General features: G+C 35.2%; 14 protein-coding genes and 1 pseudogene. 10 read left to right on the top strand and 5 right to left on the bottom strand.

The genetic code is table 11. The features are described 5' to 3' along the window. Positions 1-7: 7 nt before the first annotated feature. The 5 genes from A9G47_RS04255 to A9G47_RS04235 are packed head-to-tail and all read left to right on the top strand — an operon-like array spanning position 8 to position 4,195. Complete coding sequence (locus A9G47_RS04255; protein WP_065642255.1) at positions 8-580, top strand: DUF3261 domain-containing protein; 573 nt, start codon at positions 8-10, stop codon at positions 578-580. After that, positions 581-1,762: a beta-ketoacyl-[acyl-carrier-protein] synthase family protein gene (locus A9G47_RS04250; RefSeq protein WP_065642254.1), complete on the top strand. Its 1,182-nt coding sequence runs from the start codon at positions 581-583 to the stop codon at positions 1,760-1,762. It begins immediately after the preceding gene. Then, positions 1,762-2,244 (top strand): ApeP family dehydratase, encoded by a 483-nt coding sequence (locus tag A9G47_RS04245; protein ID WP_065642253.1) that lies wholly within the window; start codon positions 1,762-1,764, stop codon positions 2,242-2,244. Before A9G47_RS04250 ends, A9G47_RS04245 begins: the two co-directional genes overlap by 1 nt. Continuing rightward, on the top strand, positions 2,241-2,972 hold the full coding sequence (locus A9G47_RS04240) for a 3-ketoacyl-ACP reductase FabG2 (RefSeq protein WP_065642252.1): 732 nt from the start codon (positions 2,241-2,243) through the stop codon (positions 2,970-2,972). Before A9G47_RS04245 ends, A9G47_RS04240 begins: the two co-directional genes overlap by 4 nt. After that, complete coding sequence (locus A9G47_RS04235; RefSeq protein WP_065642251.1) at positions 2,969-4,195, top strand: beta-ketoacyl-ACP synthase; 1,227 nt, start codon at positions 2,969-2,971, stop codon at positions 4,193-4,195. The genes A9G47_RS04240 and A9G47_RS04235 overlap by 4 nt, the downstream gene beginning before the upstream one ends. Positions 4,196-4,300: 105 nt before the next feature. On the opposite strand, the gene sohB is transcribed toward A9G47_RS04235, so the two are convergent. Beyond that, positions 4,301-5,398 (bottom strand): protease SohB, encoded by a 1,098-nt coding sequence (gene sohB, locus A9G47_RS04230; protein ID WP_065642250.1) that lies wholly within the window; start codon positions 5,396-5,398, stop codon positions 4,301-4,303. A 152-nt stretch (positions 5,399-5,550) separates the two neighbouring features. On the opposite strand from sohB, the gene A9G47_RS04225 reads away from it, so the two are divergent. Both A9G47_RS04225 and A9G47_RS04220 read left to right on the top strand, forming a co-directional pair. Further along, positions 5,551-7,251, top strand: coding sequence for a formate--tetrahydrofolate ligase (locus tag A9G47_RS04225; protein WP_218057422.1), 1,701 nt, complete (start codon positions 5,551-5,553; stop codon positions 7,249-7,251). Further along, complete coding sequence (locus A9G47_RS04220; RefSeq protein ID WP_065642248.1) at positions 7,251-7,670, top strand: RnfABCDGE type electron transport complex subunit B; 420 nt, start codon at positions 7,251-7,253, stop codon at positions 7,668-7,670. Before A9G47_RS04225 ends, A9G47_RS04220 begins: the two co-directional genes overlap by 1 nt. A 33-nt stretch (positions 7,671-7,703) precedes the next feature. On the opposite strand, the gene typA is transcribed toward A9G47_RS04220, so the two are convergent. Next, entirely contained in the window at positions 7,704-9,530 is a 1,827-nt protein-coding gene (typA, locus tag A9G47_RS04215; RefSeq protein ID WP_065642247.1) for a ribosome-dependent GTPase TypA, read from the bottom strand. A 148-nt stretch (positions 9,531-9,678) separates the two neighbouring features. Then, positions 9,679-10,218 carry a menaquinone-dependent protoporphyrinogen IX dehydrogenase gene (hemG, locus tag A9G47_RS04210; protein ID WP_065567972.1) on the bottom strand — a complete coding sequence of 180 codons (540 nt, stop codon included), beginning with the start codon at positions 10,216-10,218 and terminating at the stop codon, positions 9,679-9,681. A 151-nt stretch (positions 10,219-10,369) separates the two neighbouring features. Here hemG and glmU point away from each other — a divergent pair, with 151 nt between their 5' ends. Then, a complete protein-coding gene (gene glmU, locus A9G47_RS04205) occupies positions 10,370-11,755 on the top strand; it encodes a bifunctional UDP-N-acetylglucosamine diphosphorylase/glucosamine-1-phosphate N-acetyltransferase GlmU (RefSeq protein WP_065642246.1) in 1,386 nt (461 codons plus the stop codon). Positions 11,756-11,758: 3 nt separating this feature from the next. After that, a pseudogene (glmS, locus tag A9G47_RS14860) lies at positions 11,759-13,590 on the top strand (glutamine--fructose-6-phosphate transaminase (isomerizing)). Between the two features lie 483 nt (positions 13,591-14,073). Here the strand turns inward: glmS and A9G47_RS04195 are convergent. After that, complete coding sequence (locus A9G47_RS04195; protein WP_065588892.1) at positions 14,074-14,685, bottom strand: fused MFS/spermidine synthase; 612 nt, start codon at positions 14,683-14,685, stop codon at positions 14,074-14,076. A 10-nt stretch (positions 14,686-14,695) separates the two neighbouring features. Continuing rightward, the gene (locus A9G47_RS04190) at positions 14,696-16,228 is read right to left on the bottom strand and encodes a fused MFS/spermidine synthase (RefSeq protein ID WP_065642245.1); all 1,533 of its coding nucleotides are present in this window, start codon (positions 16,226-16,228) and stop codon (positions 14,696-14,698) included. 984 nt (positions 16,229-17,212) lie between these two features. On the opposite strand from A9G47_RS04190, the gene A9G47_RS04185 reads away from it, so the two are divergent. Continuing rightward, entirely contained in the window at positions 17,213-18,814 is a 1,602-nt protein-coding gene (locus tag A9G47_RS04185; protein ID WP_065642244.1) for a sulfatase-like hydrolase/transferase, read from the top strand. The last annotated feature ends 529 nt before the right edge of the window (positions 18,815-19,343 follow it).

The raw sequence follows: 19,343 nt of genomic DNA, 5'->3' as shown, positions 1-19,343 counted from the left end.
ATACTGGATGAAAAAATATTTAAGTTTAATAATGCTAATGCTAGCAATTTTAGCCTCTGGATGCGCAAACAATAGGCCATCGCAAGCGTGGCTTACTAAAGAAGTTAAAATTAATCTTCCTAAAGTAAATACACAACAAAATTATCATGATCAGCAACTATTGAAATTTAAATATAATAATATTGAAAACTCAATTATTTCTCTCGTTGATATTAATAATAATCATTTAAAAGTAATCGGCCTTTCTGCGCTAGGATTTAGGCTATTTGAAATCAATTATGATGGGAAACAAGTTACAACCAAACAGAATATTTTTGTTAAAGAACTACCACCACCAGAACAAGTATTATCAGACATTATGTTGAGCATTTTGCCTATCGATGAATGGCAAATAGTGTTACCACAAGGTTGGCAACTCATTGATAGCGAGTTACATAGAACATTACGCAATGATAAGCAAGAAATCATAATAGATATAACCTATATAGATAACCCATCAACAAAAATAAGAAAACCGATTCAAATTGAGCATCACATATTCGGTTATAAAATTGCAATACAAGGTATGGATACAAAATAAATGATTTATATTACGGCTTTTGGAGCAATCAATAATTTAGGTAATTCTTTAAGTGAAATTAGAAAAACGTTAACTAGGCAGTATTGTGCCCAGCACTATTTAGTTGAAGAGAACAACTGGTTACTAAACAATCAAAACACTTGGTTAGGTAAAGTTACAGCCGATTTACCTAATATACCTTCACATTTATCACAATATACAACACGAAATAACCGTTTACTATATGGCGCTTATTTACAAATTCAATCCGAGATCGATAACGCTATTTCTCGCTATGGAGATAAACGAATTGCAATTATTATAGGGACAAGTACCTCAGGAATCCATGAAGGAGATATGAATTTAAAAAACTACTTGCAAACACATGAGCATCTACCTGCATTTTCGTATAATCAACAAGAACTAGGGGATCCATCATGCTTTTTAACTGCTTTACTAGGCTTAAAAGGTCCCAGTTACACAATATCAACAGCTTGCACATCAAGTGCTAAGGCAATTATTAGTGGTAAAAAATTAATAGAATTAGGCATTATTGACGCAGCTATTGTCGGAGGAGCTGATAGCTTAAGTCGAATGCCAATTAATGGATTTAATGCACTAGAATCACTTTCAGCAACCCCATGCACACCTTTTTCTCAAAACCGAAATGGCATAAATATTGGGGAGGCAAGTGCTCTTTTTTTACTTACAAAAGATGAAACAAGCAATATTGCAATTTTAGGTACTGGGGAGTCATCCGATGCGTATCATATTTCATCGCCCCATCCAGAAGGGGTAGGAGCAGAAAAAGCAATGCAGATAGCGCTAGATGATGCAAAATTAACAATCAATAACATTGGCTATATCAACCTTCATGGTACAGCAACAATATTAAATGATCTTGCTGAAAGCAAAGCTGTTTATCGCTTATTCAATCAAAATTTACCGCCTTGTAGCTCAACTAAACATTTAACAGGGCATACATTAGGTAGCGCAGCAGCAACAGAATTAGCTATTAGCGCTCTATTACTTAAACAAGATATTTATTTACCACAACAAGATTTTTCAATCTCTCCATTTGATGAGACTCTAGATAAAATTAATCTCGTTACAAGCAGTATGCTATTGAATACCCCTGTTGTCATGTCAAATTCCTTTGCATTTGGTGGTAACAATGCATCTTTAATTATTGGAAAAATATAATGCAATATTACCCAGCTATTCATTATTTACCACATGAAAACCCTATGGTTATGGTTGAAAAGGTTCATTTAATTAATGATGAGCAATGTATCTGTAGTGTTCAAGTCAATAAAAATGGCATCTTGGCTCCTTTTCTAGATGAAAATAATACACTCCCCAATTTATACGCCATTGAATTAATGGCTCAAACCATTGGTGTATGGAATGGCTATCATGGAATAATTAATAATAGAAAACCACAATTAGGTATGTTATTGGGTGGAAGATCAATAAAAACATCATTATCTAGCTTTCCTCACTACAGCCATTTAATTATCCATGCAAATTTAGTTCTTTTTGATACCAAACTAGCTAATTTTGATTGCCAAATAAAGATAGGTGATCAATCTGTCGTTTCAGGGAAACTCAATGTTTATGAACCAGATAAAACTGAATTAGCCTTTCTATTTGGTGAAAAACGATTAGGAGAAGAAAATAAATGAAACGAACGATTTTAGTTACTGGCGCAAGTAAAGGAATTGGCAAAGCTATTGCTTACAAGCTATCACAAGATGGTTTTGCCATTGCTATCCATTACCATAATGATAAACAAGGCGCAATTGATACAAAAAAAGCTATTGAGCAATTAGGCGGATCTGCCCGATTAATACAATTTGATGTGAGCAACCGAGAACAATGCCAACAAATTATCGAGGCAGATATAGAACTTTATGGAGCCTATTATGGTGTTGTCAATAATGCAGGTATTATTCGCGATGGCGCCTTTCCCGCTTTAACAGAAGATGATTGGAATAGTGTTATTCATACCGATCTTGATAGTTTTTATAATGTATTACATCCTTGCATAATGCCAATGATAAGGCTTCGCAGTGGTGGAAGAATTATCATTATATCTTCAGTTTCGGGATTAGTTGGTAATCGTGGTCAAGTTAATTATAGTGCTGCAAAAGCAGGTCTAATTGGAGCAAGTAAAGCTCTTGCTCTAGAGCTTGCAAAACGTAAGATCACTGTAAATTGTATTGCGCCAGGCTTAATTGATACAGGTATCTTAGATATGGATCCTATTGCATTACAAGAAGCAATGAAAATGATTCCTTTAAAAAGAATGGGGCATGTTGAAGAGGTCGCCGGGCTAACAAGTTATTTAATGTCTGATATAGCGGGATATGTAACACGTCAAGTAATTTCAATCAATGGAGGGATGATATGATAAAAAGAGTTGTCATCACAGGAATGGGGGGCGTTACTGCATTTGGTAATGATTGGCTCAGGATACAAGAAAGATTAAAAAAGTTAGAAAATGCAGTGAGATATATGCCTGAGTGGGAAATCTATGATGGGTTACACACCAAATTAGGAGCTCCGATCGATAACTTCACTATTCCAGAGCATTATACGCGAAAAAAAATACGCTCTATGGGGAGAGTATCTTTATTATCAACAAAAGCAACAGAAATAGCTCTTGAAAAAGCAGGATTACTTGATGACCCGATTATTACAAATGGTGAAACAGGAATTGCTTTTGGTTCTTCTACAGGTAGTACACAACCTGTCGCTTCGTTTGCAACAATGCTCAATGAAAAACATACCAACAATATCACGGCGACAACATATGTACAAATGATGCCACATACTACCGCTGTCAATACTGGTTTGTTCTTTGGGTTAAAAGGACGAGTTATTACCACATCAAGCGCTTGTACATCAGGTAGCCAAGCTATAGGTTACGCTTATGAAGCAATTAAATATGGTATGCAAACAGCTATGGTTGCAGGTGGAGCAGAGGAACTATGCCCTTCTGAAGCAGCAGTTTTTGACACTTTATTTGCCACTAGTCAAAAAAATGACACACCAAAAAATTCCCCTCGTCCATTTGACAAAAATCGAGATGGCTTAGTTATTGGTGAAGGTGCTGGCGCGTTGATTCTTGAAGAGTATGAACATGCAAAAGCTCGAGGAGCAAAGATATATGGTGAAATAGTCGGCTTTATGACTAATTGTGACGCCAGCCATATTACTCAACCACGTACAGAAACAATGAAAATATGTATCGAAAAAGCATTAAAGCGAGCACATCTATCACCATCTGATATTGGTTATATCAGTGCCCACGGTACTGCAACCGATCGTGGAGATATCGCTGAAAGTAATGCGACCGCAGACATTTTTGGCAATCAAACACCAATTTCATCGTTAAAAAGCTATTTTGGACATACCCTTGGAGCTTGTGGCGCAGTAGAAGCTTGGCTAACACTTGAAATGATGAATTCAGGTTGGTTTAACCCAACTATTAACCTAAATAATGTTGATCCTGCATGTGGTGAACTTGACTATATTGTGGGAGCTGGTCGTAATTTAGACATTGAATATTTTCAAACCAACAATTTTGCATTTGGTGGAATAAATACTTCTATTATTATTAAACGATTTTAAACCAAGCAAATACAATAAAGATATATGGCAGCTAATTATAACTGCCTATGTCATTGTATATTTTAAATAAATCATAAACAATTTATTTAAATGATAAAAAAGTTATCACAACCCGTTTCCTTGCCTTAAAAACAGTCTTTCCACACCTTTTATTACATTTTTAGCTAACTTTTCAGATAGTTTTTGCCGACGTAAATAACTAACAGAGATAATTTTATGTGTATCTAAGTGAGATAAGATAAAGTCATCACTCGTACTGATTTCGTCAACTAAGCCTTTATCTTTAGCTTGAGTTGCAAACCAGTGCTCGCCAGTTGCAACTTGTTCGATATCAACATTTGGGCGGTATTCTTTAACAAAATCTTTAAATAAAAGATGGGTTTCTTCAAGCTCTTGTTTGAATTTTTGTCGACCTTCATCGGTGTTTTCACCAAACATGGTTAAAGTACGCTTATACGCACCTGCTGTTTGCAATTCAATATCCACATCATGCTTTTTAAGCAAGCGATTAAAGTTAGGAATTTGAGCAACTACCCCAATAGAGCCCACAATAGCAAATGGTGCGGCAATGATTTTTGACGCAGTACATGCCATCATATACCCTCCACTGGCTGCAACTTTATCGACGACAACCGTAAAAGGAATATTACGCTGTCTAAACCGTAACAACTGTGATGCCGCAAGCCCATAACCATGGACTACACCACCAGGGCTTTCAAGTTTTACTACAACTTCATCTTCTGGTTTAATAACAGCTAATACAGCGGTAATTTCTTGGCGTAATTCTTCAACTTCGTGCGCATCCATACTACCATTGAAAGACAATACAAATAATTTAGGTTTGACTTGTTGATCTATATCGTTTTCTGCCAACTTTGTTGCATTATCTAGCGCCGATTTTTCTTGGTTTTTGACTTGTTTCTTTTTTTGCTTAGCCGCTAATTTTGCCTGCTTTTTTTCACATTTTTTCTGTTTTTTAATATCTTTCATAAACAGTTTAGCTTCTAGCTCACCCATGCTTGACATTAGCATATCATCTTTGACTTGCTCGTATTCTTGACTAATATCTTTGACAGATAAACGTCCACCAACCGTTGCTGATTTACGACGTTGGCTTAATATAAAAATCAGTATTGCTAAAATGGCAATAACGACTGTCGCCGTCTCGGCTAAGAAAAGCGAATATTCGGAAAACCAATTCATTTAACTATTATCCTTTTATTGAATGTTTTTAATTATTATAACAAGATAATTACCAATTGTGCCGAAAATAAGTAAAGATAAAATTGTCTCTTTATTCGGCAATTCAAATTCTTTATACTGACATTCCAATTTATTGTTAGATGAGAACTTATATGCCATTACGCCCAATTACCGAAATAGCAAAACAATGCAATATCCCTGAAGAATTTGTCCTACCTTATGGCAAACATGTGGCAAAAATCGATTTGTCTATTCTAAAAGCGAATCAAAACAAGCCTAGTGGCAAATTGGTATTAGTTACCGCTATCACACCAACCCCACTCGGTGAAGGGAAAACGGTTAACACAATTGGATTAAGTGAAGGACTAAATTATATTGGTAAAACAGCAATTGCTTGTATTCGTCAACCCAGCTTAGGACCTGTATTTGGTGTCAAAGGCGGAGCTGCTGGTGGCGGTCAAGCTGAAGTATTACCGATGGAAACGTTAAATTTGCATTTAACGGGTGATATTCATGCAATTACTGCGGCTCACGACTTGGCGTCGGCAGCATTGGATTCGCGCCTTTATCATGAAGCGCGTTTAGGCGATGAATTTACTGCGCAGACTGGTTTACCTCGTCTAAATATTGATGAAAACCGCATTGTTTGGAAACGAGTAATTGATCATAATGATCGCTCGCTTCGCAAGATTACTGTTGGTGTTGGCGGTGGTGTTAATGGAATCACACGGCAAGATGGATTTGAAATTACCGCAGCATCAGAGCTTATGGCAATTTTAGCATTAGCCTCAGATTTACACGATATGCGTAAGCGCATTGGCCGCATAATTCTCGCTTATAATACTCAAGGCGAAGCGATTACCGCAGAACAACTTGAAGTTGCTGGTGCAATGACAGTCTTACTTAAGAACGCAATTAACCCAAATTTGATGCAAACCGTTGAACATACTCCTGTGCTTATTCATGCAGGACCTTTTGCTAATATTGCCCATGGTAACTCATCAGTCATTGCTGATCGCATTGCTTTACAACTTGCTGATTATGTTGTAACCGAAGCTGGATTTGGCTCAGATATGGGCATGGAAAAATTCTTCAATATTAAATATCGCCAAGCGGGTATTAAAGCTTCGTGTGTAGTGTTAGTTGCCACCGTGCGTAGCTTAAAATCAAACAGTGGTAAATATAACATCAAACCAGGACAAGCAATCCCGAAAGAAATTTCAGAATCAAATGTTGAATTACTTGAAATTGGTGCAGCTAATTTAGCGTGGCACATCAACAATGCTAAAAGTTATGGGCTACAAGTGATTGTTGCCATTAACCGTTTTCCACATGATAGCGAAGAAGAGTTGGCATTTTTACAAAAATATGCAATTGAGCATGGTGCATTTGCCTGTGAAGTAAGTGAAGTTTTCACTCAAGGTGGTAAAGGCGCAGAAAAACTAGCTAAGCATGTGATTAAAGCATGTGATACGCCAAACGAAATCAAACTACCTTATCCTGACAACATGCCTCTAGTAGATAAAATTCAAACTATGGTGAAAAAGTATGGTGCCAACAAAGCTAATTTATCGGCTACTGCACTTGAAAATATCAAAGAGATCGAAGCACTAAAACTGGACCAGTTGCCTCTTTGTATTGCTAAAACACCAATGTCAATTAGTGCTGATGCAAACCTAAAAAATGTACCTACCGATTTTGATGTCGATATTAGTCACTTAGCGATTTCAGCTGGGGCTGGTTTTATTCGTGTTTATGCTGGAAACGTGATGACCATGCCGGGATTAGGCACTAACCCTGCTTATCGGCAAATCGATATTGACAAAGATGGTAATATAGTAGGTTTAAGTTAATGCAAGAAATGATTATGCAAACTAAACAAGAATATAAAGCGTTTATTGATGAAGAAAACTGTATTGGTTGTGGCAAATGCATTCGTGTTTGTCCAACCGATGCCATTGTCGGCAGCAAGCAAGTATTGCACACCATTTTGCCACAATTATGTACCTCGTGCAGTAATTGTATTAATACCTGTCCAACAGACTGTATTACATTAAGCACACTAGGTACTGCATTGACTGAATCAGAGGAGTTAGTACTAACTCAGAAAAAACAACAACGTTTAAGCCATAACCAACTCGTACCGCCCACAATATTATTTCCTCGCGCAATGCCAGTTAATAATACCAATACAATTGCGCCAAAGGATCGTAAACAATCCATTGCTGATGCTATTGCCAGAGTTAAAGCCAAAAAAAACCTCGCTAAATAGCGAGGTTTTCATATTACGGTAAAACTACAACAATTAGTCTTTATTACCACTTCTAAACGCACGTTTGCGATCATTTTCAGTTAAATGACGTTTACGTAGACGAATAGATAATGGCGTTACTTCAACTAATTCATCATCATCAATAAACTCTAATGCTTGTTCTAATGACATTTTAATTGGTGGTGACAGTGTTGTTGCTTCATCTGTGCCTGATGCTCGCATATTGGTTAATTTTTTACCGGTTAGACAGTTAACAGTTAAATCGTTTGAGCGAGTATGAATACCAATAATTTGACCTTCATAAACTTCAGCACCATGACCTAGGAATAACTTACCACGGTCTTGCAAACCATAAAGCGCATAAGCCAAAGCTTTACCTGTACCGTTTGAAATCATTACACCGTTATTACGTTGACCTATTTCACCTGGGCGCACATCATCATAATGACTAAAGGTAGAATAAAGCAAGCCAGTACCTGATGTCATGGTCATAAATTCCGTTCTAAATCCAATAAGCCCACGGCTTGGAATAACGTAATCTAAACGTACACGGCCTTTACCATCTGGTAACATGTTTGTTAAGTCACCTTTACGTAAGCCAAGCGCTTCCATCACGGATCCTTGATGTTGTTCTTCAATATCAAGTGTAACTTGTTCAAATGGCTCTTGTTTTTTACCATCAATTTCTCTAAAGATAACTTTAGGACGAGAAACCCCTAATTCATAACCTTCGCGACGCATATTTTCAATTAACACTGACAAATGTAATTCACCACGACCAGACACTCTAAATGCATCAGGATCAGGGGTTTCTTCAACGCGCAACGCAACATTATGTACCAGTTCTTTATTTAAACGCTCAAGAATTTGGCGAGAAGTCACATACTTACCTTCTTTACCAGCAAATGGTGAGCTATTAACATTAAAGAACATAGTCACTGTTGGCTCATCAACAGTTAACGCTGGCAGAGCTTCAACGCAACTATTGTCACAAATTGTATCAGAGATACCGAGCTCACCAAGACCTGTTAATGCTATAATATCACCAGCCTCGGCAACTTCAGCTTCATAGCGTTGCAGACCTAAATGACCAAGCACTTGCCCCACTTTACCATTGCGTTTATTGCCTTCACTATCGACAATAGTCACTTGTTGATTTGGTTTAACACGACCACGTTTAATACGACCAATACCAATAACACCAACATAGTTGTTATAATCAAGTTGAGAAATTTGCATTTGGAATGGACCGTCTAAATCAACTTGTGGCGGTTCAACATGTTTAACGATCGCTTCAAATAACGGTGTCATATCTTCCACCATATTTTCATGATCTAAACCGGCTATACCCATTAAAGCTGAAGCATAAACAATAGGGAAATCTAACTGTTCATCAGTCGCCCCCAAGTTAACAAACAGATCAAAAACTTGGTCAACAACCCAATCAGGGCGTGCACCAGGACGATCGACTTTATTGATAACCACAATCGGTTTTAAACCATAAGCAAATGCTTTTTGCGTTACAAAGCGTGTTTGTGGCATCGGGCCATCCATTGCGTCAACAAGCAACAATACAGAGTCAACCATTGACATAACACGTTCAACTTCACCACCAAAATCAGCATGCCCAGGGGTGTCAACGATATTAATTCGGTAACCATTCCAATCAATAGCGGTGTTTTTCGCTAAAATGGTAATACCACGCTCTTTTTCAAGAGCATTAGAATCCATAATACGTTCGTTATCGTCACCGCGCAGATTATCTAGCGTACCCGACTGTTTTAATAATTTGTCAACCAAAGTTGTTTTACCATGGTCAACGTGAGCAATAATGGCAATATTTCTTAAATTTTCAATCACAATTAAAATTCCAATTAGGAGACATATTCTATAGGCGCGATATTGTACACCTTTTTAACCGAAATGTTGATCTATATCACAAAGTTTATTGAAAAGAGCTTGATAATTTGGTAAACCCAACAAAATATCAATTTCCATGTAAAAAATTTTAGCAAATGGCTACGTTTGAATGTAAAAATTGCTCAGCAAATTTATCTACCTTTTTCCAATCAGTATATTCAATAACTGGTTTTGTTACATCTGTATCACCTTTTCCTAACCACATAATAAAGCGGATCATATTACGATCAAACCAATTATATTGAGGATAATAAAGTGCACCAGCAAAAACCGCGGTAATAGTTGGCTTCCATGCTATTTTTGCCAGAAATTTTTTGGTATATAAATTGGTTTCTGGGGTATTTTTATTAGGTTTTCTAGCCACCATATTTACTCCAAAAAAACCAGATTTCATGGCATTCAATTGCTGATAATGTTCATCTATAAACGCTTTCATTACCTTACTATAAAACCCGTAACGAATTGAACTACCTAATAATACCGCTTGGTATTGTGTCAAATCGATTTTTGTATCGGGCAATAGTTCAATTACCTCACAATCACACTTACTATTAAGTTGCATGTTTATGCGCTGCATAATTTTAAAAGTTTGCTTTTCGTGTGTGGTATAAAGTAATAAAACTTTCATAATGGAACTCATGCATTACTTCCTTTTTTGTTAAACCCTTTGGTAAATATCAATATTACTTTTTTTATGATAAAAATTAAAAGATTGTGGGTGATTTCATTAAAAACTTTGATTATAGTATTAGGCTAATTTAACCTGAACGGAACTGATTATGGCAATTGCACCTCCAAAACTGAATGCGATTATTTTGGCGGCAGGAAAAGGCACACGGATGTATTCCAACCTACCTAAAGTTTTACATAAAATTGGCAATAAGCCGATGTTACAACATGTTATTGACACAGTTCAACAACTTAATACCAATTGCATCAATATTGTTTATGGCCATGGCAAAGCACAGCTTGAAGAGGCTCTTAAAGATCAGCATGTACAACTGATTTACCAAGCAGAACAACTTGGTACAGGCCATGCTGTTCAACAAGCTATCCCTCACATTCAAGATAACGAAGATATCCTAATTTTATATGGCGATACCCCCCTTATATCGACTCAAACACTGGAAACTTTAATTGCTAGCAAACCAAAGCAAGGTATAGCATTATTGACAGTAATCCTTGATGACCCAACTGGGTACGGGCGCATTGAGCGCAGCAACGGTAAAGTTGTTGCCATTGTCGAACAAAAAGATGCCACGCTTGAGCAACAAAAAATTAATGAAATTAATACAGGTATCATGTTTGTTAACGGCAAATTATTGAAAAATTGGCTATCACGGTTAACCAACAATAATGCGCAAAAAGAATTCTACTTAACAGATATTATTGCTTTTGCACACCAAGATGGTTATGAAATATTAACCTCACACCCAGTACAACAATTTGAAGTTGAAGGTGTTAATAATCGCCAACAATTAGCCACATTAGAACGACAATATCAACACCAACAAGCGCAAAACTTGTTACTAGCTGGTGTGACGCTACTTGATCCAAACCGTTTTGACTTACGAGGAACCCTCTTGCACGGCAAAGATGTTACGATTGATTGTAATGTGATCATTGAAGGTAACGTCAAACTTGGCAATAACGTATTTATTGGTGCAGGTTGTATCTTAAAAAATTGCACAATTGATGATCATTCAAACATTAGCCCATATAGCATTATTGAAGATTCAATTATTGCTAAACAGTGTACCATTGGCCCTTTTGCCCGTTTAAGGCCTGGCTCAAAGCTTGACGAGCAAGCTCATGTTGGCAACTTTGTTGAACTAAAAAAAGCGCACCTTGGCAAATTAACTAAAGCGGGACACTTAAGTTACCTTGGCGACAGCGAAATTGGCAATAATGTCAATATTGGCGCAGGCACTATCACCTGTAATTATGATGGTGCAAATAAATTTAAAACCGTTATTGAAGATGATGTGTTTGTCGGTTCGGACACACAATTAATTGCACCAGTAAAAGTCGGTAAAGGCGCAACCATTGCAGCTGGTACAACGGTTACCAACAATGTCAATGACAATGAATTGGTAGTAAGCCGAGTTAAACAAAAACAGCTTGCAAATTGGAAACGTCCAACGAAATTAATTAATGGGGAATAAAATATGTGTGGAATTGTGGGAGCTATTGCCAAATGTGATGTTGCAGAAATATTACTAGAAGGCCTAAAACGATTAGAATATCGTGGTTATGATTCTGCAGGTCTGGCAATCATTTCACCACAAAGTGTTTTACAACGTGTTCGCCGTGTTGGTAAAGTGCAAGCATTAAAAGATGCAATAGCACAATATCCAATAAAAGGCTCTATTGGCATTGCACATACTCGGTGGGCAACCCATGGTGAACCAGTTGAACATAACGCCCATCCACATGTATCTAGCTTTATTGCTGTCGTGCATAATGGAATTATTGAAAATTTTGAACCATTGCGTGAAAAGCTGATCGCCAAAGGCTACCAATTCCGTTCAGAAACCGATACCGAGGTTATTGCCCACTTAATTCATGACATTATATCAACCGAAGATTGTTCCTTATTTGACGCCGTGCAAAAAGCTATCCCGCAACTACGAGGGGCTTATGGCACAGTCATTATGGACACGCGCAATCCAGATATATTAGTTGCAACGCGCTCTGGCAGTCCTTTAGTTATTGGTTGTGGCGTAGGCGAGAACTTTATCGCATCAGATCAATTAGCGCTATTACCCGCCACCCGCCAATTTATCTATTTAGAAGAAGGTGATATTGCTCTTATCACTCACAATTCAATAACAATCTTAGACAAAAGCCATAATGAAGTAATCCGCCCATATATAGAATCTGATGCAAAATATGATGCGGGTAATAAAGCTGGCTATAGTCATTACATGCAAAAAGAGATCTACGAACAACCCAATGCAATTAAAAATACCCTTGAGGGTCGCATGACACATGGTAAAATCGATTTATCAGAACTGGGAGCTGAAGCAAAAAGTATCTTAAGACAAGTTGAGCATATACAAATTGTTGCCTGTGGCACGGCTTATAATGCGGGTATGGTAGCACGTTACTGGTTTGAAGCCTTAGCCGGTATACCGTGTGATGTCGAAATTGCCTCTGAATTTCGTTATCGTAAACCAGCTCGTCGCAAAAATAGCCTATTTATTACTCTTTCACAATCAGGTGAAACCGCTGACACATTAGCCGCATTGTGGCTAGCAAAAAAAATAGTTACTTAAGTACTCTTGCTATTTGTAATGTAGCAGCATCCACTCTTGTGCGTGAAGCGGATTTAGTATTATTAACTAAAGCTGGCGTTGAAATTGGCGTTGCATCAACCAAAGCCTTTACAACACAACTCACCGTATTATTATTACTAGTTGCTAAATTAGGACGTTTAAATAATATGGCAGAAAGCACTGAGCAGGCTATTGTGCATGCACTACAAATCTTACCCAATCGCATTGAACAAGTGCTGACGTTTGAATCAAAAATAAAAAAATTAGCTGAGCAATTTGTTGATAAGCATCATGCACTATTTTTAGGCCGTGGTGATGAATACCCAATAGCCATGGAAGCAGCATTAAAACTGAAAGAAATATCTTACCTTCACGCCGAAGCTTACGCCGCTGGCGAACTCAAACACGGTCCATTAGCATTGATTGACTCTGACATGCCTGTGATAGTTATAGCGCCAACTAACAAAATGCTAGAAAAACTCAAATCCAATATCGAAGAAGTCAAAGCTCGCGGTGGTAAACTGTATGTCTTTGCTGAACAAGGCGCAGGGTTTGTTAGTGATGACACCATGCAGATTATCAACCTACCCCATATCGAAGAATTCACCGCACCAATCTATTACACTGTGCCCACACAACTGCTAGCGTATCATGTTGCTTTGATCAAAGGTACCGATGTTGATCAGCCTCGAAATTTGGCAAAATCGGTAACAGTGGAATAATCATCATCCCCTTCTAAAATAGACAAATGTCACCTCTATGCTATAAATAAAAATCATAGAAGAACACATTATGATCAAAAATTCCATACAGCGCATCAAAATGCGCTTGATTATACTCATCTAATGTGCGTTTTTCATTAACTGAAATCACTAACCATTTAATTATAGATAAATCAACGCTTGATAAAAGGGTTAAGTTAAGCAAATCAATCCCAACAACACAAAAACGAGAACTAACTAGTGAGTAGCAAAAAATTATCACTCTAGAAAAAGAAATAAAAAAACGGGAAATGACAGATGAAATCTAAAAAACACAGGAATACTTCATCAACAATCCTAATTACGCTACCGTTAACTTTATTGATGATGTATACTTAATAATAAAGCTTCTTAATTAGTTAGCTTTGAGGCAATTGAAAATAAGCGATAATTTTCGCTTATTTTCATCTTTAAATACCTTTATAGCATTTATCGATCTTTCTATCAATCCTTTATCTGTGCTTTATTCAAAAACAGATAAGCAAGTGTGGCAACAACAAAATTACCGAATGCTGCTAATATCGTTACACCGTTAATACCAAAATGGATAAACAAAATAAATCCTGTTAAAAACGCTCCAGCGGCTGCACCAAAAGTATTAATAGCATAAAGATGTCCTGTTGTTTGACCAATGTTTTTCCAAAACTGTGCAATATAAGTGATTAAAATTGGCAATGTTGCTCCCATCAAGAGCGCTGGAACAAGCACCAATAAAAAATTAACAATGGCAACAACAATTAAATTGTAACTAATAAAAATATCACCCACAAATAAAATAAGTGGATAACTAATTATTCCAAATAAACCAATTCCAAATTCACTAAAACAAAAAAGCTGTAGTGCTTTATTTGGGTATTTATCAACAATTCTGCCACCACCAAGAGCTCCTAGGCCAAGTCCTAACATAAATGCCGATACAATAATTGCAACAGAATCAACATCTGAACCAAAAGCAGAATAAAGCACTCGTTGCCAAGCGACTTGATAAGTTAAACCACTCATTCCAGAAATAAAAAATAGCGTACTTAATAGTAATAATTGTTTTTTGCTTAACATAAACGGTTCCTTATTTCTCTTTCGTTGTAAAAATCCCATACTTGTATTCTGTTATCATGTTGTTATCAGTAATAACTTCTGTCTCTCTCCCTAAATTATAAAGTTTTTCAACTTCGTTTAAGCTTAATAGTTTTGCCTCTAATGTTTTTTTGTAAGCACCGTTTTCCAGTTGTTTAGATTCTTCATTAAACAACGGTCTACTATCTAAAACTAACTTATCAAGCCGAGCTTTAGCTACATTTTCATCAATTTTCATCATTGAATCAGAGGCATAAATAAAGCCCATTGGACCCCAATAAGCATGTTTAAATACCGATTGTGCTGTTTTTAATGTATCAAGTGAACGGGTACTGTTAAATGCCAAAATACCATTAGGATTTAATGAATGTTGTAGTATTTTCATCATTTCTTGCGATAATAAATTAGTTATACCTGAACGCCAATGGTAAGTCGTGTTCATAATGATTAAATCATATTTTTTATCACTATTGCGTTTAAGCCAACGTCGTCCATCATCAATATAAATATTTATTTTAGGATCATCTAATAATGGTGAGACCGTAGGATATTGCTTAATAATATCTAAATAACCTTTATTAATTTCAATAGCATCAATGGTTTCTAATGAAGGAAAGCTGGACAATGTTCGAGTCCATGCACCAGCGCTCATACCAATAACCAAAGCTGTTTTAGGGTTGGGATGAGCGGCCGCTAATAAGTAAAGGCGATTTAAGTCATTGATGTCATTATTTGGATCCATATTTATAATACCATCATACATATGATTGCCTAATACAATATTTTTCCTTCCATCGTTATCATCATTGACTATATGAATTACCCCGTAGCGATTTTCAATATAAGAGTTGATAGATATATTTTTTTTAAACGTATTTCTAAAAATATAATCAGTGTGTTTATCTACGAAACAAAAGCAAAAGCTACCAAGTACAGCAACAGCAATAACAGAAACGGCCGATTTTTTAATAATCATCAAAATGCCTAATAAAACACAAACGATACCAATGAAAATAAACATTGATGAAATGGACACATAATCAAGGAAAACACCACCAATTAATAAACTACCGAGTGTTGAACCAATAATATTAAAAAAATAAACTTTAGAAACTGATGCCCCTACATTACCATTAGCAATATTTGTACCTAAATGGTGTACGATTGGAAATAATATTGCCTTTAAAGCCGCAACAAGCAATATCAAAATACAAAATATCGCTAAACGAAATGAAATATTATCCGGTTGGTTTATATTTTGAATAATAAATGGAATTAATATATCGAGGGCACCTGCGAAGATTAAAACTCGCCCCCCAGTTAATAATAGATTAGAACTATATTTACAAATGATCTTCCCTCTCTGTGCCCCAAAAGCAATGCCTAATAAGAAAAAAACTAACACAATTGCAAAAGCATAAGGTGCACCACCCAAATTAAAGCTAACTATTCTAAACCATAGCATTTCTTGCCCTAAGCTCATAAGTCCAACTAAAAGCGAAATGCCCCAAGCAAAATATTTCATGTCAATGTTACCTCCCAACACTCCTTGAGTTTAAGTTTAATATTTAGTCAAATATTACTATTTATTTTTATTTAATCATCTTCTTCAGAAGAATTTTGCACTTAATTATTAAGCATTCAAATTAACCACAAATTGAATGATTATCATACCCTAAATTGATCATCTTTGCTAATGCTAGGTATTCTTTAATATTTTTTAATTTGATACTCACACACCAACCCATTTTCACCACTAATTGTCATGTTGATTAATTCTGAAGCGATTAATCTTTAAACATAACCAAATATCACTTTTATGGTATAAATAACAATCATAAAACAATACGTTGTGGTGAAATTTAGTGCAGACATTTGGAGGTATGGGCTATAATGGAACAAAAAGAGCAATAAATCGAGCATTATAAAAATTCTGCCAGAAAGCATATTGATTTTTCATTTTACAAAATGATAGCAAACAATAACCTTAATCCTTTTGCTACAAGCCTATTTCATGATACATCACCCAATACATTAAATAAGCAGTTTAATCCTGATAAACCCAATCATATTTGAGTAACCAATATCACTTATATCAAACTGTGAAGGTTAATTATATCTCTGTGTAATTATTGATTCGTTTAGAAGAAAAGTAATTAAGCGACAAACAACATACACTTAACCAAAGCATAAACAGCACTGAAAATTGTTGGGATAGTATGATCACTAAAAATTTTTTCAATATATTAGAAACACACTTTATTTATGATCGTAATTACAAAATTAAGAAAATACAAAAATAAAACACTATGCGAATATATTAAAATCTATTATAAACTAGCCTTTCAATATTTGGTTAATGCTCACTTCTGGTTAGAGCAATATGGAAAAAAGTATTACCTTAATAACACATTTATAGAGGTGAGCACTGCCTGATATTTTTGATAGAATTAAGTACAATCATTTATTTGCAACATTAATTAATAATAAAAAGGAATAAGAAATAATTATGAAAACATGTAAAATTATAAAAAATAATCAACGGCTAATTTTATTGCTAGTTTACACCGCTCTTAGTGCTATTTGGGCTTATATCGTTATAACAAAATCCGATATTCTGTTTAATAAATCTGTTTTTAAAAATCTACTATTTTATATAGACTGGATAACAACATTATGTTTTATTGTACTTGTGCACATAGGTGTTTATAATCGCCATTATTTTATTGTTGGGATTAGCACACTATTTCTATTCCTGTTTTTATCCGAAATTAGTTATTTCATTTATTATGGAGAAATAATATCAGTAGGTATACTTGATTCTATTGTCGAAAGTAATGCTAATGAAGCATTATCAATGTCTAAACAAGTTTTAGTCATAATAGTTCCCGCATTTATTGCAACTGCCCTTATTTTATTTATTTTTAGAAAAATAATTACTGTTAAATTTAAACCGATTATTCCTTTATTTTATTATATAATTAGTTTTTCTATGATAACATTGATTATAGCAAAAAACGCATCTTTCACTCGTGACTTTAAACGAGGTTACTATAAAAATAGTGCAACATTATTTCGTGTTACATATCCCGCTGCTGTAGGCAATTTATCCTACCTTTTAGCTAGTTTTGCATCAACAAACATCTATTCTAGTACAAATGAGATTGAAAAATTTAACGAAGCGATTCTTTTACCGCCAAATAAAACCGATAACGACTTAGTGGTATTAATCATGGGGGAAGCCTCATTAGTAACTCGATACAGCACCTATGGCTACCATAAACAAACAACGCCTTTTATGACCAATATTTTTAGCCAAAATGGTGCTTGTATTATTCAAAATAGCCACTCAGCAGCCGCTTTTACAAAGGATTCTTTACCATTAACTCTTTCATTTAATGTTCCAGAAAGCGATGATAATTTATTTAATAATAAGTCAATTATTGAAATGGCTAAATTCAATCATTACAAAACCTATTGGCTAGCCTCACCTGGTCAGGAGATTAAAAGTTCATTTGAAACTAAATATGGTTTTATTGCACGTAAGAGTGATGTTGTCGCTTTTGGTAAAAATACGCTTGATGTTTATTTAAGTCGGTTATTAGAGGATACGCTTCAAAAAGATAATTCACCGAAAAAATTCATTTTCGTACATTTACAAGGCAGCCATCAACCTTATGAAAATTATGATGAAATTGATAAGCAAGCTTTACCTGATGCTGAAAAATATGATCTGACCATCCATCACACGGATCGTACAGTGAAAGCGTTGTACGATGTTATTAACAAATACAGCCATAATTATACCTTAATTTATACCTCGGATCATGGCGAGATTGTTAATGTAGGGCATGGAATTGGTAATCACATTGACCAATTTTTAATTCCATTTATGTTTATATCAACAAATGATCGCTATAACTGTCAATTTATAGAGTCATTTCGAAGTCCAACCGGTTATTTAAGTGGATTGATGAATAAATATATTTTATCTAATCTTTTGGGATATGATGTTGATCAAACTATTTTGAATAAAGAAAAAAATAATGATCGTGTTTTTATGCCTAATGGCAGCGTTATGCCTTTTTTAAAAATTTCTAATGATGATTGATTGTTGCTATAACTTTTTTTGAAAAAGAAATAGCAATATCTACTATAAATTTTGTAGTATTGCGACTTTTTTTCTTATTAGTTATTAGTAATCAATGCGATAATAAAGTAAAGTTCTAATCTTTACTAAGCTCTGACATTAATGTTGGTTTGAATTGAACAAGTTCAGCCAACATTTTTTATATATAATTAATAGGGCAAGAAACGTTTGGTCATATGTCATTCCCACCTCCTGCTGTACAATAAATAATCATGCATCCAACCACATAATAATTATAATTTGAATAACGCAATCTAATATCACACTGTAATAAGCCTAAAGTGGCAAGAGACCGTTTTATTAGTTAATTTCAACGAACTTTTTGTGATATTAATGCCAATCATAAAATGATCTTAATACACAAACACTTCTTATCTTCTATCCTATTTGATGATAAAAAATAATGTATAACAACTCGAATGTTCTAAACACGCGCTATTCGCAATTAGCCATTTTATTTAATAACCGATTTTACTAATAACAGAAAAAG

It is taken from the genome of Gilliamella sp. WF3-4, assembly GCF_001690275.1.
GTDB lineage: Bacteria > Pseudomonadota > Gammaproteobacteria > Enterobacterales > Orbaceae > Gilliamella > Gilliamella apicola_C.
The sequence above is the reverse complement of the archived record's forward strand: the minus strand, read 5'-3'. Positions and strand labels throughout refer to the sequence as shown.

Coding starts and splice junctions, on each gene's coding strand:
- sohB (WP_065642250.1), bottom strand. CDS start 5,398: ATGAATTGGTTTTCCGAATATTCGCTTTTCTTAGCCGAGACGGCGACA.
- A9G47_RS04225 (WP_218057422.1), top strand. CDS start 5,551: ATGCCATTACGCCCAATTACCGAAATAGCAAAACAATGCAATATCCCT.
- A9G47_RS04240 (WP_065642252.1), top strand. CDS start 2,241: ATGAAACGAACGATTTTAGTTACTGGCGCAAGTAAAGGAATTGGCAAA.
- A9G47_RS04250 (WP_065642254.1), top strand. CDS start 581: ATGATTTATATTACGGCTTTTGGAGCAATCAATAATTTAGGTAATTCT.
- A9G47_RS04195 (WP_065588892.1), bottom strand. CDS start 14,685: ATGTTAAGCAAAAAACAATTATTACTATTAAGTACGCTATTTTTTATT.
- A9G47_RS04245 (WP_065642253.1), top strand. CDS start 1,762: ATGCAATATTACCCAGCTATTCATTATTTACCACATGAAAACCCTATG.
- hemG (WP_065567972.1), bottom strand. CDS start 10,218: ATGAAAGTTTTATTACTTTATACCACACACGAAAAGCAAACTTTTAAA.
- glmU (WP_065642246.1), top strand. CDS start 10,370: ATGGCAATTGCACCTCCAAAACTGAATGCGATTATTTTGGCGGCAGGA.
- A9G47_RS04255 (WP_065642255.1), top strand. CDS start 8: ATGAAAAAATATTTAAGTTTAATAATGCTAATGCTAGCAATTTTAGCC.
- A9G47_RS04220 (WP_065642248.1), top strand. CDS start 7,251: ATGCAAGAAATGATTATGCAAACTAAACAAGAATATAAAGCGTTTATT.
- A9G47_RS04235 (WP_065642251.1), top strand. CDS start 2,969: ATGATAAAAAGAGTTGTCATCACAGGAATGGGGGGCGTTACTGCATTT.
- A9G47_RS04185 (WP_065642244.1), top strand. CDS start 17,213: ATGAAAACATGTAAAATTATAAAAAATAATCAACGGCTAATTTTATTG.
- A9G47_RS04190 (WP_065642245.1), bottom strand. CDS start 16,228: ATGAAATATTTTGCTTGGGGCATTTCGCTTTTAGTTGGACTTATGAGC.